The sequence below is a fragment of the Weissella cibaria KACC 11862 genome (genome assembly GCF_000193635.1).
Classification (GTDB): Bacteria; Bacillota; Bacilli; order Lactobacillales; family Lactobacillaceae; genus Weissella; species Weissella cibaria.
In genome coordinates this window covers 41,812-57,686 of sequence record NZ_AEKT01000039.1, presented here as the reverse complement: position 1 = coordinate 57,686, position 15,875 = coordinate 41,812, and the positions used below count along the sequence as shown (strand labels likewise).

The window sequence follows — 15,875 nt, the reverse complement described above, 5'->3', positions numbered from 1 at the left end:
CAGGGGAATGAATATGGCAAGCCAAACTGGCACAATCCAAGTAAAAGATGTTTCAAAAGTTTACCCAAATGGGACGGTGGGACTCGATCACATTAACTTAGATATTACTTCAGGTGAATTCGTGGTGATTGTCGGCCTGTCGGGGGCTGGTAAAAGTACCTTGTTGCGGGCAATCAATCGTTTGCACGATGTCACAGCGGGTGAAATTTTATTGGATGGTGCAGATATTACCAAAGCCAAGGGTAGCCAACTGCGAGTGTTGCGTCGTAATATTGCCATGATTTTCCAAAATTTTAATTTGGTGAAGCGCGCGTCGGTGGCCCGAAACGTTTTGGCTGGTCGCGTGGGATACTACTCGACGTTTAAGAGTACGTTCGGTTTGTTTTCAAAAGCTGATAAGGAGAAGGCTGCTGAAAACTTGAATAAAGTGAATATGCTTGATAAATACTATACACGAGCTGATGAATTGTCAGGTGGGCAACAACAACGTGTGGCAATTGCACGCGCGATGATGCAATCACCAACGGTTGTTTTGGCTGATGAACCGATTGCGTCGTTGGATCCGAAAACGACCAAGATGGTCATGGATGACTTGCAACACCTAAACCGAGATCTCGGGATGACGGTGGTGGTTAACTTGCACAGTGTGCCACTGGCGATGGCGTATGCGACCCGGATTGTGGGATTGCGTGCGGGGAAGTTGGTTTATGATAAGCCGATTGCTGAAGTTAATGAACACGATTTTGACGGTATTTATGCTGAAGCTGGAGATAAGGAGTAGTCATGGAATCATTATTACCAGAGCGTCAGTTTAGTCAAAAATGGCATATTAAAGGCTTACTGACAGTCGTGCTTGTCATCTTGATCCTATTTGGGTCAGGACAAATGACGGGTGTCTCGACAGATTTTAGTTGGGATCAATTTTGGCAAATCTTGATTAAGATGACGCAACCAGATTGGTCATACGTGTCAGCGATTGTGACACCAATCTTAGAAACGATTCAAATGGCCTTGGTTGGGACGTTGCTCGGTACTATTATTGCCGTACCATTTAGTTTGTTAGCAGCACGTAATATCATGAAAAATGCTGTGGCGCGTGGCGTCATTCGGTTCTTTTTGAACTTGGTGCGTGCATTACCTGATTTGCTCTTAGCGGCGTTGTTTGTGGCGATTGTTGGTATTGGGCCAATGGCCGGAGTTGGGGCCTTGACGGTGTTCAGTTTTGGCATGATTTCAAAGTTGTTCTATGAAGCGATTGAAACGATTGACGACGGGCCGATTGAAGCCTTGACTGCAGCTGGCGCAAACAGCATTCAAACGATTGTCTTCGCAGTTGTCCCTCAGGTGTTTAACCAATTTTTGAGTTACTTCCTGTACACGTTGGAAATCAACGTCCGTGCATCGACAGTCTTGGGTTATCTAGGTGCTGGTGGTGTGGGATTGTACTTGAGTCAAACGTTGTCGCTTTTCCGCTACGATCGGACGGCGATTGTTATTTTGGCAATCTTGGTCGTGGTCATTATCGTGGATGGTATTTCTAATCGATTACGGGAGGCGTTGGCATAATGCAATTAGTAAAACAAAGCCCCTGGCAAAGATTTCGGCCTTGGGTGATTACGGCAGTCGTGGTCTTGATCTTTGCCTGGGCCTTCTCGGGGATTCCATTGGCATCGGTTAAGCCACAAGCGTTGATTATTACGAAGGCTATTTTTCATGGCTTATTCCATCCGGATTGGTCATACGTTTATACGGGGGATGGCGAAGATTTGGTGACTGCATTGGTTGAAACGCTGGCCATCGCCTTTCTAGGAACGTTTATTTCGGCCATTTTATCAGTACCGTTTGCGTTTCTAGCTGCACGAACGAAGAAAGGCTTCTTCACACCACGGTCAACCTTGGGTAAGGTAATTTTGACAATTGTCCGTGTCTTCCCTGAAATTGTGTTGGCCATTATGTTCATCAAGGCGGTTGGCCCTGGTGCGTATGCAGGTGTCTTGGCAGTATCGATTCACTCGATTGGTATGCTGGGAAAGCTATTCTCAGAAGCGGTTGAAAACATTGATCGTGGACCAAATGAAGCGATTGTCGCAGCCGGTGGTTCAGCGCTCGATGGGTTAACGTTAGCAACTTTGCCAGCGGTTATGCCAGAGTTTATGAATTACACGTTATACCGTTTTGAAATTGCGGTCCGTTCAGCAGCTATCTTAGGTATGGTTGGTGCCGGTGGAATTGGAGCGCCTTTGATTTTTGCATTGCAAACACGTCAGTGGCCAAAGGTGGGGATCATTCTACTTGGGATTATTATCATGGTGACGGTGATTGATTTCTTGTCAGGTCAACTCCGTAAAAAGTTGGTTTAACAGCCAAAGTAGCTTAGAATATAACATAGTAAAAATGCGTGAAAACAGGCTGCTGAATTTAATTTGGCAGCCTGTTGTACATAAAGTAGACTGGGGATATAAGAGATGCGAGTATCAATCATTTCGACGTCTGATGTGCATGGTTATGTGCGAGCGGATGATTTTCGTCGACCATTATTAAATGACGGACTGGGCTTAACACGTGCGGCAACGGTTATTGCAGCGCTACAAGAACGGGCGTCACATGGCGAAGCGGTTGTAACGATTGAAAATGGGGACTTTATTCAAGGTTCCCCACTAACGAATTACGTGGAAAAACAAGCGCCAGAGGCTGCGGGTATTTATCAACAATTGGCTGATGCAGTTGGGTATGATGTCCGCGTCTTCGGGAATCACGAGTTTAATTACGGTCGCGATTATTTAGAGCGGGTGATGGCGGATACGCCACAACTCTTGAATGCGAATGTCCTTGATGCAGAAACACACCAACCGTTTATTGGTAAGCCGTACGCTGTTTTTGAACGGGCGGGCGTTAAAATTGGTGTGATTGGGTTGTTAACCAAATATGTGGCCAAGTGGGAACAGGCTGATAATATTCGAGGATTATTATTTGCCGATCCGGTTGAAGTGGCCCAAAACTATATCGCTGAGTTACGCCCTCAAGTTGATGTGTTGGTGATTGCTTATCACGGTGGTTTTGCGGAAGATTTGCAAACTGGTGAGCCACTAGAACGCCTGACCTCTGAAAACCAAGGGTATCAATTGTTGCACTTGCCAGGTGTTGATGCACTTGTCACAGGTCACCAACACCGAATGATTGCCGAAGTTGCGGATGGTGTACCGACGACACAACCGGGTTACCGGGCGGATAACGTGGGGCTAATCACCCTTGATCTAGATGAGCAACAGACAGTTGTTGGTCGGGAAGCGAGTCTTATCAAGACAGCGGACGCCGCAGAACGGGCAGATATCGTGGCGCTAATTGAACCACTGCAAAGCCAAACGAATCAATGGCTTGATACGGCAGTTGGTACGGTTGGTGACAACATGCGCATTACCGACCATTTTGCGGCGCGTCTCCACAGTCACCCGTTTATTGAATTGGTTAACCGTGTCCAAATGGACGCAACGCAGACGACTATCGCCAATACGGCATTGTTTAATGATGAAGTACGCGGTTTGGCGAATGATGTCACGTTACGTGATATTATGACTAACTATATTTATCCGAATACATTAGTTGTAGAAGCACTGACAGGGCAAGATATTAAGGATGCACTGGAGGTAAACGGGCGTTACTTTACAGTGGCAGCCGATGGTACGTTGACGGTTAATCCGCTGTTTATTGAGCCGAAAGTCCAGCACTACAACTATGATATTTGGAGTGGTATTGATTATACGTTTGATTTTAGTCGACCAGCAGGCGATCGAGTTACGGCAGTATCGTACCAAGGGCAACCCTTGGATATGGCAGCAACGTATGAGGTGGCAATGAATAACTACCGTGCCGGTGGGGCGGGTAATTTTACGATGTTTAGTACGGATAAGATTGTGCGTGAAGTGCAGTTAGAGACAGCTGAATTGATTGGTGACTACATTATGGCCCACCCTGAAATTCATATTGCCCAACCAACGAATATCACGGCGGTTGGCTTTCAAAATTAAGTAAAAAGGAACTGTTGTGTGGCATGCGCAACAGTTTTTTTAGTTAATTTTGGTACGTTAAACGTTTTACCGGACGGATTATCGAGGTTAACCGTTTTACAAAGGCCTTACTTTTGATACACTTAGTTTGTTAAGTTATTTTACATAAGTAAGAACCCCTCAAGGAGAAGTAGCACATGCTATTGTTGATGAACATCCTCGGAATCTTTGTATTTCTAGGGGTGGCATATTTATTTTCACGTGATCGTAAGAACATCAAGTGGCGTTCAGTTGGTGTCATCTTGATTATCCAATTAATTTTGGCTTGGTTCTTTACGAGTTTTTCAATTGGCCGAGATGCTGTGTTAGCCGCAGCGAATGGGTTTGAATGGTTAACCAGTGCGGCCTTTGACGGGATTGCCTTTGCGTTGCCTGATTGGGTCAAGCCTGCATCAGGAACGATGAATTTTGTGACGTCAGCCGTTTTGCCAATTTTGGTGATTATCCCAATGTTTGATATTTTGACATACATTGGTGTATTGCCATGGTTGGTTAAGTGGGTCGGCCGAGGTTTGTCATTTTTGACGGGACAACCTAAGTTTGAATCATTTTTCTCAGTTGAAATGATGTTCTTGGGCACGACTGAAGTGCTGGCCGTTTCTAAGTTGCAACTGCAACAAATGGACGCTAAGCGTAATTTGACGGTTGCCATGATGTCGATGAGTACGGTAACGGCCGCCATCGTTGGGTCATACGTTGGGATGATGCCTGGTCAATTCGTATTGACGGCGATTCCGTTGAACATCTTGAGCGCTATCATGATGACGACAATCTTAAATCCAACGCAAGTCGCCGAAGCTGATGATACAATCGCGGTATTGGATCACGATGAAACGACTGAGGATGGTAAGGTTAAGCGCCAACCATTCTTTGCGTTCTTGGGTGATTCAATCCAAGGTGCCGGTTTGGTGGCGGTTATTATCGTGGCGACGGTAATTGCCTTTGTTGGTTTGGCTTCTTTGATCGACAACTTGTTGTCATTGACGACGTTGTCATGGCTATCATTGGAGAATATCTTCGGTGTCATTATGTTCCCATTTGCTTGGTTGCTCGGCTTTAACGTCGATGATGCCTTCCGTATTGCCCAATACATGGGAACGAAGTTGGTGACGAACGAATTTGTGGTGATGGGAGAAGTCTCAAAGCAAGTTGCTCACCACTCAGGTATGTTTGCGTCAGCTCACGCGCGCGCTGTCTTGACAGTGTTTGTCACGAGTTTCGCCAACTTTGGAACATTGGGGATGATTATCGGTTCATACAAGAGCTTGGTTAATCGTGAAAAGGCCGAACTAATTGCAGCTAACGTGCCATTGATTTTGGTATCAGGTATCCTGGTATCATTGATGTCAGCGGCGATGGTTGGATTGTTCAGCTGGTAAACAAATTTAAAGTGTAAAAAATGAGCGTCACTGCATTTGCGGTGACGCTCATTTTTGTGTTGGTGTCGTGCTACCGCACGAGCAACAGGAGTGGGTTGTATCCTGCGCCTTTGTTCAAAAACTCGGCAACCGAATGGCGCGGACGCCATTCAGCGGGGCAAATAATTCCCCCTAAGCCTTCAAGGTCTGTATGGGCTTTTCTGAATAGCGCCGGCCATGCGGCATGTTGCCGATTTTTGAACGCTCCGGATACAACCCACTCCTGTTGCAGCACCTGAGATATTCTAGGGGAGTATTGACGGTCATCCATATTACCAATCAAAAAAACACCGCGCGATGCGGTGTTTTTTCGTTAAGCCTATTAAATATCGTCGTCGAAACGGTTTGGGGTGATGTCCTTGCGACTGTCATCCTTAAACTCGTATTCGTGGTGAGTTGGGGCATCGGGCATAACAACGGCCGCAATGATGTACAAAATACCCATTGGGAAAAAGCCGGTGAATACAACCAAGGCCGCAAAGATAATGCGCACAAGTGTTGCATCAAAGTTGAAATAGTCAGCGACGCCACCAAGGACCCCGCTAAAGACTTTGTCGTTTGACTTCGTTAGTTTCTTACTTGCCATAATGAAAACCTTCTTTCTATATGAACCCAAAGTGAATTGTTAAAGGGGGTAGCAAAATGCTTTACACAACCCCCTGCGTTCCCTATACTTAGAGTATATTATATGAGTTATAGTATTGTAAAGGAAGATGAACCATGGCGATGCAATTATCTAGTGATCTGATGGATGGACTAGTCTTGTCGTTGCTGTCATCGGAAGATTTATATGGCTACGCGTTGACGAAACAAGTTCAGGAACGCTTTTCAGTTTCGGAGTCGACGATGTATCCAGTGTTACGACGCTTAAAAGCAAAAGGCTGGGTGACAACTTATGATGAACCTTTTGAAGGACGCAACCGACGCTACTACAAAATATCAGACGATGGCCGCGCTGAAATGACGCGTGTGCAAGAAGAATGGCGGGTATTTAGTCACAATGTGAACGACTTAATGATGCCGGCAGAAGGGGAAAAGGTTGATGGAAAATAACATTTACTTCACGCAACTGAAGGGCCACTTGGTTGGTTTGACTGATGAAGAACGCGAAGATGTGTTGGATTTTTATCGTGAATATGCGTCAGACGCAGGTTTGACCGGCGAAACGCTGATTCGAGAATTTGGCACGCCTAAGCAATTGGCACGCCGCGTATTAGTAGATTACTCAATTCGCTACGATGATGTGGCGGATCAAGATGCACCGGAAGAGAATGAAACACCAGTTCATCATTTCCGTGAACGAATCGGGCGACAATTCAACTTATTGTGGGTTGTGTTGGTTGGTTTGGTAACCTCCGTTGTGTGGATTCCAGCAATGATTCTGATTTTGTTGGGCTTGTTTATTGTCATTGTGATTGCCGTATTTTTGATTATGTTGCTATTGGTATTCCTAGCAACTGGTTTGTTCCAGGTTGTTGGGGCGGTTGCCATCATTGGGGCAAGCTGGCAAACGGCTTTGTACCAAGGTGGTATTGGGCTGATTTTAATTGGTCTCCAATTTATTGCTTGGCCAATTGGCTTTGCCATTGTCCGCGTAATCTTTGGTGGCCTAATGAACTTTGTTAAGTATATTGGCCGTAAGTTCTCACGTAAGCAAGAAGGAGGCACGAAGCATGCCTAAGATGATGCGTTGGATACTGACGGGACTAGTGATTGCGGCTGTCGGTGTCGTTTTGATGTTTGTTGGCTTGTCAAACGATGGTCAAAATAGCTTGAACTGGCGTGATGGGCATTTTGTGGTGCCGCAAGTAAAAACTGTTAATCAACAAGTGAAGGCGTTTAAGTCGGTCAATATTAACACTGAGGATATTGACGTACGGTTAGTGACGAATAACGATGATACGTATGCGGTGAAGTCGAGTGTGCGTGATGCAGCCCGGTTACATATTTCGGTGCGGCATAACACACTATATGTTAAGTACAATACGGAAAATGATAATGGTGTGGGCGTTGGCTTTGGCGAAAAGAAGCCGGAACACATTACCATCAGCGTACCGCAAAATAAGCCGTTTGATAAATTTAAGCAAACGTCAGTCGGGTCAGACATTGTGTTAAAGGATTTGACGGCTAAGACAGTTAAAATTAGTGCCACTGCAGGTGATATTACGTTAAATAATTTGACTACCCCAGATATGACGGTGGCTAACCGTGATGGTAGTGTGCACTTAACGGATGCCGTCCTTAAGCAATCAACGATTAGCATGAGCGATTCTGATTTGACGGTGCAAAATGGTGAATTGGGTAAGTTGTTGTTATCTGGTACTGATAGTGATGTGCATTTGAATCATACGGCACTTAATGCAAGTGTAATGCAAGTGAACGATGGTGATGTGACGACGACTGCGAGCCGGTATACGGGAGTGAATACATTTACCTTACGTGATGGTGACTTTAAGGCCGCACAAGCCCAATTCGGTGGGTTGCAATTGCAAACAACTGATGGTGATGTGATGGTTAAGGGAACCAAGTATGCTGGTCAATTTAGCGAAAATGAAACGGCACCAGATCGCTTGAGTATTATTGCGACAGATGGTGATATTCACGTCAATTAAGCCAGGGTAAAGAAGGCGTTGCGTGTATAGGCGCACCGCTTTTTTTCTGGTATTGTAATAGCGATAAGTTTAAAAATAAGGAGCAAGACATGCTTGATTTGTTGAAGTCCTTGGTGATTGGTATTGTGGAAGGATTAACTGAATTCTTGCCAGTATCATCAACCGGACACATTATTATTGCGGAGTCATTCATGAACATCCCAGGCGGGGCCGTATGGACTAAGAGTTTCACGGCGATGTTTGATTACGCGATTCAATTAGGGGCAATTTTTGCGGTTATTCAACTTTACTTCAAAAAGTTGAACCCTTTTTCACCATCAAAGTCATCTTTGGAAAAGCGTCAAACATGGACGCTTTGGTTTAAGGTGATTGTTGGTGTCTTGCCGGCCGTGATTGCAGGATTGGCCTTGAACGATTACATGGATGCCCACTGGCTAAATGCTTGGGTTGTGGCAGCGATGTTGATTGTTTATGGTGTGCTATTCATTGTCGTGGAGCGTTACTTGGCAAACAAGAATGCGATTTTGACGGATTTGAATGCCATGTCATACAAGATGGCTTTGTTCATTGGGTTGTTCCAAGTGCTATCAATCGTACCAGGAACGTCACGTTCAGGATCAACTATTTTGGGCGCGCTAATTTTGGGAGCGTCACGTTTTGTTGCTGCTGAATTCTCATTCTTCATGAGTATCCCAGTGATGTTTGGGGTAACCATTTTGAAGGTGGGTAAGTACTTGCTAGGTGGTGGTGGCTTTACAGGTGCCCAAACTGGCGTTATGGTTGTCGGCTTTATTGTTTCATGGATTGTGGCTTACTTTGCCATTAAGGTCATGATGAATTACATTAAAAATAATGACTTTAAGGTCTTTGGATACTACCGTATTGTTGTTGGTATCGTAGTCCTTGCCTTGGGCGCTGCCGGCATGTTGCACATGCACTAAAAGCGCTATAAACCGTTAACAGACTTGTTAGCGGTTTTATTTTAATTTACAATTAGGTTTAACTTAATAAATTGGAGGGGTATTATGGTGGTGCGATGTACTTGGGTAGCGAATTACGGTGAAGATGACTTAATGACGGCGTATCATGATCACGAATGGGGGCGTCCGACCCATGGTGACCAGCGGTTATTTGAATTGTTGAGTTTGGAAACGTATCAGGCGGGACTCAGTTGGCAGACAGTTTTGCATAAGCGGGCGGCTTTTCGCATAGCGTTTGCCCAATATGATATTGACCAGGTCGCGCAAATGACGGCGACAGATATCGACAGGCTCTTGCAAAATACTGACATTATTCGACACCGACAAAAATTGACAGCGACTATTGCGAATGCGCAAGGTATCCAACGTATTCAGCATGATTATGGTTCTTTTGACGCCTGGCTATGGTCATTTGTGCAGCGAACACCGATTGATAATCGTGTGATTGATTATACGCAAATGCCTAGTTCAACCGACTTATCAAAAAGTGTGTCTAAAGCCATGAAGGCCTATGGGTTTAAATTCGTCGGTCCTGTCACGGTGTATGCGTTCATGCAGGCTACTGGTTTGATTAATGATCACGAGTTGACGTGTGAGTGGCATGGTTAAGCATAAAAGGTCGCCAATCACCCAGTTGAATGGGATGATCGGCGACCTTTTAAATGTGTTTTTTTATTATCGGGCAAGTGAGTCTTGCTGACGACTTCTTAAGTGTTGCTTGATTTGTCGGACAATAACTTCGGCTAAAACAAACCCCACTGCTAGTGCAACTGCAATCGTGACCGTTGTGATGACGCCGGCTTGTGCATTGGCGTAATGGCCTAGCGAGAAATTTTTCATCGCGAGGTAGATAGTACCGCCGGGCACCAGGGATACTAAGCTGGGGATGTAAATCATATTAACGGGTACCCGCTTGCGAATCGCAAACCAGTTACCAAGGAGTCCGATGATGATGGCGGCGGTCATGTTCGCGAGAAAGACATTTGCGTGTAAGTGTTGGACGAAGATGTAACAAGTCCAAGCGGTGCCACCTGTTAAACCAGCTGTTGGTAAGGCGCGACGGGGGATGTTTGTGATGATGCCAAAGCCAACCGTCGATGCGAAACTAATGATGAATTGGATTAAATATGTCATGATGCGCCCCCCCTTAAATCATGCCACATAAGTGCAGAAGTGTGGTTGCTAAGACCACGCCCCCGCCGATAGCGGCCGCGATTAAGAGCGCATCAAGGGCCCGGACCGTTCCTGATATCATATGGCCGGCCATAATTTCACGCATTGAATTCGTCAATGCGACGCCGGGCACTAAGGGCATAACGGCACTGACAATCATGTTTTCAGCATGGTGGCCAACCCCGCTAGCGACCAGGCCCCACGCCAATAAAGCAATCACAAAGCCTCCGGCGACTTCTTTTGCGTAGGGGGTGGCCGTGGCTTTGCGGCCGACGAGTTGCGCAGTTAAGTAACCGGCGATGCCAATGAAAAAGGCCAAGCCTAAATCTGACCAATCGGCAATAAATACCAGCATGGGCGCGACGGACACGAGCCCAGCACCCAAAATTTTAGTCGGCCAGTTGAAATCAATCACGTGCTGATCGATGGCGGCGACACGCGTTACAATATCATCAAATGACACCTGTCCCGCCGAAAATTCACGGGAGAGTTGATTGATGTCATCAACCTTTTGTAGGTTGAATGCGCCAAGTTTTGTTTTGGTTAATTGTGTTTCAGGTTGGTTCGTTAATGATACGAAAACAGCCGTTAATGTGACGTAGCATGAAATTGCAACGCCGGCTGTTCGTCCGATGATCTCCACGGTTTCTTCGATGCGTGGTGTTTCAGCGCCACTTTCTAGTAAGATGCGCCCGATACGGGCACACACGTCTAACACGGCGTGCTCATGCGATGTTGTCATAATGAAAATCCCCAATGCTTCCCCTTTGTATCCTTTGATTTTACCGGATAATTGGGCAAAACAAAACCGCCTACGTTGGTTAGGCGTAGGCGGTTTCGGAGTCAGTCCGAGGACGACTCTTTTTCCCAAAACACGTTGGTTAGGCGTGTTATAACAATGGTTGGTTAGACCATCACACTGGGTAATTCTTAAGGAGTAGGTTGTAGGTTGGTTAGACCTACAATTGCTGAGTTGGTTAAGCTCAGCGATATGAGTAAGTTGCTGTCTCTAATGTTAACAAGTTATCCTTATCAACACTATTAATCATAACGTGACTAGCTTAATAAAACAATAAATATCACTCACTTTTTTCCGTTTTTTCGGATAATAGACTTACCAAATGTTTGAATAACGGCCAATTTATCGTTTTGCGAGGGGAATAACTCCTCCAAGGTTGCGGTGACGATGGTACCGATTAGTGCGGCTAGTGCAATAAAGTTAATCCAAAGCAACAGGATAATGGCCGAACTTAAAGCTTGGTAGAATGTATAAGCCTGTGAGGCTAAACTGACATACCAACCGAAAATTTTTGCTAACCAGATGACGATTGCCACTTGAACGATTGTCCCGACGAGGGCCCATTGCAAGCGGGGCTTTTTAACCGGCAAAACCCAGTTGAAAAGCGACGCACCAATGAACAAACCGCCGATGACCACTGGTGATTTGGCGGATTCGATTTGTTGCACAAGATTAGCGCTGATGGGTAAAGCTTCAAGAATGTTAGAGCCAACTGAAGCAATGATCAGTAGAATACCCATAATCCCTAACACAAGGATCATCCAAGCCATTGAAATGAAGCGATCGATAATGGCAATTGTTTTAGGTTGTACCCCGTAAATACCGTTTTGCGCTGTGCGGATTGATGCGACGACTCGCGATAACGACCACAGAGTGATGATAATTGAAGCTGATAGCACGCCGACCCCTTTTTGACCTAGAATCGATTCGATAATAGGTCGGGCAAAGTCGTATACTGATGTCGGAACGGCCATTTGGACGTAGCTGAGGGCCGTTGAAATGGTTAAGCCAAAGTAGGGCAGGAGCGTTGCGATAATGATGATTGCCGGAAAAATCGATAGGAGACCGAAGTAGGCAATTGATGAACTGGCCGTCACGATATCAACACGCATTGAAACGTCAATGATAGTTTTAATGACGCGATTATTAAAAATCCGTTTGATGATTTCCGACATGGCAGCTCCTCCTTTTTGACGCAATACACCTATTTTAGCAAATAAAAACCGAGTCGGTAACCAACCGACTCGGTTTAGGTGTTGCAATTAAAGGCTAGTGTGCGATTGGTGTGGTGCCAGCGACCACACTGGCGTCCTCAACCACATTAGCGCGGTCACGCAAAGTAGCTTCGATTTCTTCAAGTGAGCGACCACGTGTTTCGAAGACGTAGCGCTTAACGAAGAATGATGCCAATGCACACATTACGGCGAAGACACCGAAGATAATTGGCATTGAGAAGTGCTGTAGCAACACTGGGAACATCAATGAAACAAGTAGGTTGGCGCCCCAGTTAACCAATGAAGAGAAACCAACCCCAACACCGCGAACGGCTAGTGGGAAGACTTCACCGATCATCGTCCACATGATTGGTCCCCAAGTAGCACAGAAGAAAATCAAGTAGAATGCCATCGCAACGATGGTGACGTATGACATGATGCCAGTTGCAGCGAAGTTTGTCAAAATGGCTAGGGCGACCAATGAAACGGCCATGCCGACACCACCGATTAACAACCATTCCTTACGACCACGGGTTTCCATGACGCGGACAGCCCAAGCGGTGATAATCACGTTAACAGTTCCAAGACCAACGGTTCCCATCAATGAGGCGCTATCGCCCATGCCAATGGCCTTAAAAATCGTTGGGGCGTAATACAACACGGTGTTGATTCCCATGAATTGTTGGAAGATAGCTAAACCAACCCCGATAACTAAAGCGGGACGGACGAACTTTGAGAAGAGTTCCTTGAAACCACCAAGTTCAACTTCATCAGCGTCCTTCATTTCTTGTAACTCAGCTTGTGCTTCAGCAGGCTCACGCAACATGTTCAAAACAGCCAAAGCCTCATCGAACTTCTTGATACGACCAAGGTAACGAGGTGATTCTGGTAGGAAGACACCACCGATAAACAAGATGGCTGAAGGAATGGCAGCAAAACCAAGCATCCAACGCCATGAAACGGTGTGGGCCATACCTGAGAAAGCGTAGTTGATGATGTAGGCCATTAAGATTCCTGACATGACCATTAATTGGTTCAGAGATGTTAGTGAGCCACGCATCTTAGCAGGGGCAACTTCAGCCAAGTACGTTGGTACCAGCGCTGATGCGCCACCAACTGCGATTCCAAGGACAACACGACTCAAAACCAAGGTGATAAATTCAGGTGAAAAGGCAGAGCCGAGTGATCCGATAAGGAAAATCAAGGCGGCGAACATGACCATCTTCTTACGACCAAATTTATCAGATAGAGGACCGATTGACATGGCCCCAATCATGGCACCAAGTAGAACAGAAGAAACAACCATTCCCTCTTCAAGAGCGGTTAAATCAAGGGTCCGCTTGACGTATAAGATTGCTCCTGAGATAACACCGGTATCATAACCGAAAAGAAGTCCACCAAGGGCTCCAAAGAAATAAATCAAACGAGGTGAGATTTTACGCATAATTGCATACTCGCTTTCTATAAAATATTTGCATCTGTATCGTTATCGAATTCACAATTACTGAAAACGTTAACAACTCAATTAACATAGTTAACTATACACTTTATATACGTACTTGTTAATAGTGTTTGATAACATTTTCACAATAAAAGTGTGCGAATTACGCGCATGTTAAGGCCGGTATTGTGGAGCGATGCCAGTAAATTGTCTGATGGTCTCAAAGTTATTCTGGTTACGCAAAAAAGGTAGCGACGCGTCTGCATCGCTACCTTTTAGTAGTTAGTCTTTAGATATTAGCCGAAGCGTGATTCTGAAGCTTCCCATGAGTATGATCCGTCTTCAAGTTGCTTGTCGCCAAGTTCCTTGTAGTCGAAGTAGTCGAATTCAGCAGTTGTGTCGTAACCTGAGTAGTCGACAGCTGCCAAACCAACGTAAGCACCCGTGAAGAAGCCACCGTATGATTGGACAACGTAGTCATCTGACAAGACTGCGGCATCCAAGACAACGGGTACTTCAGTCCAGTCAGTACCGTTGAATGAGTACTCGTACGTGTATGATTCCTTGCGAACCTTCGTCTTGAACCAAACGTATTCAGTACCTTCAGGGATGACGATAGCGTCGTCCTTCAAGTATGACGTGTACGTACCGTTACGTTGACCACCCTTGTTCTCAGCAACTTCGATGACACTTTGACCGTCATCGTTCTTCGTGATGAAGATCCATGACCAGTGTGAGTGGTTGTAGTAGTTCGTCAAACCAGCCATTGATTGGTATGAGAATGGGTCGAACTTAACCTTCGTTTCAGCGTCGAAGTAGAATGCTTGCCAACGACGAGCAATCAATGACAAGTCGTGGTAGTTTACCAATGAACCGCGACCGATCAACTTCAATGAACCGTCACCAGTTGAACCGAATTCATCTGAGAATGGCACACGCAACGTGTTCCAGTTCATGTCCAACTTAGCGTCAGTAAACTCATCGTGTTGTGAGTGGTCAGCAGGTGCCTCTGTCAAGATAGCATCCTTAGGTGCCTCAACGAACGTTTGACCACCGTGACCACCAACAACGCGTGGCCAACCAGCTTCATCCCATTCAACCTTTTGGATTGAAGTCTCACGTCCCAAAGTTGACCAGCCACGTGGGTCAGTTGATGACTCAGTGTCGTGGTTCCATGGACGAGCAGTCAATGAAGCGTAGTACCATTCACCACCTGGTGTGTCAACCAAGGCACCGTGTCCTTGCTTTTGCAAGTATGAGTATGGTGTGTCAAAGTTCGTCAAGAATGGACCATCTGGCTCAACCACGAATGACTTCTCATCCAAGCTCTTTGAACGAGCAACGACTTCTTGGTGAGTGAAGACAGTTCCACCTTCAGCAGCGAATAGGTAGTATTCACCGTTGATTTGGTACAAGTGAGGACCTTCAACCAACTTAACGTCAGTACCTTCGAAAATCGTACGAGCTGTTTCTGGCTTCAACTTCATTGTGTCAGTGTCAAATTCAGTCAACGTAATACCATCAAATGGGTGGTGGTATTCACGGTGATCCCAAGTTTGTTGTACCAAGTACTTACGACCGTCTTGATCGTGGAACAATGAGGCGTCAAAACCAACACCGTTAACACGGATTGGTGCTGACCAAGGGCCTTCGATGTTCTCGGCAGTCGTCAAGTAGTTTGTCATGTCCTTGAAGGCACCGTCAGTAATCTTAACGTCAGTGTAGATCAACCAGAACTTACCATCAGCGTATGACAAGTCAGGGGCCCAAATACCACCTGATGAAGGGTTACCCTTCATGTCCAACAATTCAACCGTATCAAGAACGTTTGTTACCAAGTTCCAGTGAACCATGTCCTTTGAGGCGTGAATGCGAACACCAGGGAACCATTCGAAAGTTGACGTTGCAATGTAGTACGTGTCTTCAACACGGATGATTGATGGATCTGAGTTGAATCCAGGCAATACAGGGTTTTGAATTTGCATTGTGAGATGCTCCTTATGTGAAATTAGTTTGTATGTGTCCCGATTAGTTGTGAGAGATCGGGTATAGTTAGTGGTGTTATTGTGGGGGCATGTTCAAGATTAAACAGACCTTTGAAAACGTTACCATTAACTCTGTACGTTAAATATAACATGGTTAGTTGATTAGTGCAACTAACTATTTGAATTATA

At 45.6% G+C, this 15,875-nt stretch carries 16 protein-coding genes; 10 read left to right on the top strand and 6 right to left on the bottom strand.

The features are described from left to right. Window positions 1-13 precede the first annotated feature (13 nt). The 5 genes from phnC to ESE_RS0108735 all read left to right on the top strand — a co-directional run bounded on the left by phnC (window position 14) and on the right by ESE_RS0108735 (window position 5,443). The gene (phnC, locus tag ESE_RS0108755; RefSeq protein ID WP_010373962.1) at window positions 14-781 is read left to right on the top strand and encodes a phosphonate ABC transporter ATP-binding protein; all 768 of its coding nucleotides are present in this window, start codon (window positions 14-16) and stop codon (window positions 779-781) included. Between the two features lie 2 nt (window positions 782-783). Next, complete coding sequence (phnE, locus tag ESE_RS0108750; RefSeq protein ID WP_010373960.1) at window positions 784-1,566, top strand: phosphonate ABC transporter, permease protein PhnE; 783 nt, start codon at window positions 784-786, stop codon at window positions 1,564-1,566. Next, window positions 1,566-2,360, top strand: coding sequence for a phosphonate ABC transporter, permease protein PhnE (gene phnE / locus ESE_RS0108745; RefSeq protein WP_010373958.1), 795 nt, complete (start codon window positions 1,566-1,568; stop codon window positions 2,358-2,360). Before phnE (ESE_RS0108750) ends, phnE (ESE_RS0108745) begins: the two co-directional genes overlap by 1 nt. 105 nt (window positions 2,361-2,465) lie before the next feature. Then, on the top strand, window positions 2,466-4,025 hold the full coding sequence (locus tag ESE_RS0108740) for a bifunctional metallophosphatase/5'-nucleotidase (RefSeq protein ID WP_010373956.1): 1,560 nt from the start codon (window positions 2,466-2,468) through the stop codon (window positions 4,023-4,025). 176 nt (window positions 4,026-4,201) lie between these two features. Then, the gene (locus ESE_RS0108735; RefSeq protein ID WP_010373954.1) at window positions 4,202-5,443 is read left to right on the top strand and encodes a NupC/NupG family nucleoside CNT transporter; all 1,242 of its coding nucleotides are present in this window, start codon (window positions 4,202-4,204) and stop codon (window positions 5,441-5,443) included. Window positions 5,444-5,804: 361 nt separating this feature from the next. On the opposite strand, the gene ESE_RS0108730 is transcribed toward ESE_RS0108735, so the two are convergent. Further along, window positions 5,805-6,068: a PspC domain-containing protein gene (locus ESE_RS0108730; protein ID WP_010373952.1), complete on the bottom strand. Its 264-nt coding sequence runs from the start codon at window positions 6,066-6,068 to the stop codon at window positions 5,805-5,807. A 134-nt stretch (window positions 6,069-6,202) separates the two neighbouring features. Here ESE_RS0108730 and ESE_RS0108725 point away from each other — a divergent pair, with 134 nt between their 5' ends. From ESE_RS0108725 to ESE_RS0108705, 5 genes are all read left to right on the top strand, one after another. After that, window positions 6,203-6,535 (top strand): PadR family transcriptional regulator, encoded by a 333-nt coding sequence (locus ESE_RS0108725; RefSeq protein ID WP_010373950.1) that lies wholly within the window; start codon window positions 6,203-6,205, stop codon window positions 6,533-6,535. Further along, complete coding sequence (locus ESE_RS0108720; RefSeq protein WP_010373948.1) at window positions 6,525-7,163, top strand: DUF1700 domain-containing protein; 639 nt, start codon at window positions 6,525-6,527, stop codon at window positions 7,161-7,163. The genes ESE_RS0108725 and ESE_RS0108720 overlap by 11 nt, the downstream gene beginning before the upstream one ends. After that, the gene (locus tag ESE_RS0108715) at window positions 7,156-8,094 is read left to right on the top strand and encodes a DUF4097 family beta strand repeat-containing protein (protein ID WP_010373947.1); all 939 of its coding nucleotides are present in this window, start codon (window positions 7,156-7,158) and stop codon (window positions 8,092-8,094) included. The genes ESE_RS0108720 and ESE_RS0108715 overlap by 8 nt, the downstream gene beginning before the upstream one ends. 89 nt (window positions 8,095-8,183) lie before the next feature. Beyond that, entirely contained in the window at window positions 8,184-9,035 is an 852-nt protein-coding gene (locus ESE_RS0108710; RefSeq protein ID WP_010373945.1) for an undecaprenyl-diphosphate phosphatase, read from the top strand. An 84-nt stretch (window positions 9,036-9,119) separates the two neighbouring features. After that, window positions 9,120-9,683: a DNA-3-methyladenine glycosylase I gene (locus tag ESE_RS0108705; RefSeq protein WP_010373943.1), complete on the top strand. Its 564-nt coding sequence runs from the start codon at window positions 9,120-9,122 to the stop codon at window positions 9,681-9,683. A gap of 66 nt (window positions 9,684-9,749) precedes the next feature. Here the strand turns inward: ESE_RS0108705 and ESE_RS11595 are convergent, their stop codons facing one another. From ESE_RS11595 to ESE_RS0108680, 5 genes are all read right to left on the bottom strand, one after another. After that, window positions 9,750-10,208, bottom strand: a complete 459-nt coding sequence (locus tag ESE_RS11595) for a threonine/serine exporter family protein (protein WP_010373941.1) — start codon at window positions 10,206-10,208, stop codon at window positions 9,750-9,752. A 13-nt stretch (window positions 10,209-10,221) separates the two neighbouring features. Beyond that, window positions 10,222-10,989: a threonine/serine exporter family protein gene (locus ESE_RS0108695; RefSeq protein WP_010373939.1), complete on the bottom strand. Its 768-nt coding sequence runs from the start codon at window positions 10,987-10,989 to the stop codon at window positions 10,222-10,224. 341 nt (window positions 10,990-11,330) lie between these two features. Beyond that, complete coding sequence (locus tag ESE_RS0108690) at window positions 11,331-12,221, bottom strand: YihY/virulence factor BrkB family protein (protein ID WP_010373937.1); 891 nt, start codon at window positions 12,219-12,221, stop codon at window positions 11,331-11,333. Between the two features lie 94 nt (window positions 12,222-12,315). Beyond that, a complete protein-coding gene (locus ESE_RS0108685; protein WP_029237501.1) occupies window positions 12,316-13,704 on the bottom strand; it encodes a sugar porter family MFS transporter in 1,389 nt (462 codons plus the stop codon). A gap of 293 nt (window positions 13,705-13,997) precedes the next feature. Then, window positions 13,998-15,686, bottom strand: a complete 1,689-nt coding sequence (locus ESE_RS0108680; RefSeq protein ID WP_010373933.1) for a glycoside hydrolase family 43 protein — start codon at window positions 15,684-15,686, stop codon at window positions 13,998-14,000. Window positions 15,687-15,875: the final 189 nt, after the last annotated feature.

What these genes read in the sequence shown, in the direction of transcription:
- phnC (WP_010373962.1), top strand. Translation starts at nt 14, where the DNA reads ATGGCAAGCCAAACTGGCACAATCCAAGTAAAAGATGTTTCAAAAGTT.
- ESE_RS0108695 (WP_010373939.1), bottom strand. Translation starts at nt 10,989, where the DNA reads ATGACAACATCGCATGAGCACGCCGTGTTAGACGTGTGTGCCCGTATC.
- ESE_RS0108680 (WP_010373933.1), bottom strand. Translation starts at nt 15,686, where the DNA reads ATGCAAATTCAAAACCCTGTATTGCCTGGATTCAACTCAGATCCATCA.
- phnE (WP_010373960.1), top strand. Translation starts at nt 784, where the DNA reads ATGGAATCATTATTACCAGAGCGTCAGTTTAGTCAAAAATGGCATATT.
- phnE (WP_010373958.1), top strand. Translation starts at nt 1,566, where the DNA reads ATGCAATTAGTAAAACAAAGCCCCTGGCAAAGATTTCGGCCTTGGGTG.
- ESE_RS0108715 (WP_010373947.1), top strand. Translation starts at nt 7,156, where the DNA reads ATGCCTAAGATGATGCGTTGGATACTGACGGGACTAGTGATTGCGGCT.
- ESE_RS0108725 (WP_010373950.1), top strand. Translation starts at nt 6,203, where the DNA reads ATGGCGATGCAATTATCTAGTGATCTGATGGATGGACTAGTCTTGTCG.
- ESE_RS0108710 (WP_010373945.1), top strand. Translation starts at nt 8,184, where the DNA reads ATGCTTGATTTGTTGAAGTCCTTGGTGATTGGTATTGTGGAAGGATTA.
- ESE_RS11595 (WP_010373941.1), bottom strand. Translation starts at nt 10,208, where the DNA reads ATGACATATTTAATCCAATTCATCATTAGTTTCGCATCGACGGTTGGC.
- ESE_RS0108720 (WP_010373948.1), top strand. Translation starts at nt 6,525, where the DNA reads ATGGAAAATAACATTTACTTCACGCAACTGAAGGGCCACTTGGTTGGT.
- ESE_RS0108740 (WP_010373956.1), top strand. Translation starts at nt 2,466, where the DNA reads ATGCGAGTATCAATCATTTCGACGTCTGATGTGCATGGTTATGTGCGA.
- ESE_RS0108730 (WP_010373952.1), bottom strand. Translation starts at nt 6,068, where the DNA reads ATGGCAAGTAAGAAACTAACGAAGTCAAACGACAAAGTCTTTAGCGGG.
- ESE_RS0108735 (WP_010373954.1), top strand. Translation starts at nt 4,202, where the DNA reads ATGCTATTGTTGATGAACATCCTCGGAATCTTTGTATTTCTAGGGGTG.
- ESE_RS0108685 (WP_029237501.1), bottom strand. Translation starts at nt 13,704, where the DNA reads ATGCGTAAAATCTCACCTCGTTTGATTTATTTCTTTGGAGCCCTTGGT.
- ESE_RS0108690 (WP_010373937.1), bottom strand. Translation starts at nt 12,221, where the DNA reads ATGTCGGAAATCATCAAACGGATTTTTAATAATCGCGTCATTAAAACT.
- ESE_RS0108705 (WP_010373943.1), top strand. Translation starts at nt 9,120, where the DNA reads ATGGTGGTGCGATGTACTTGGGTAGCGAATTACGGTGAAGATGACTTA.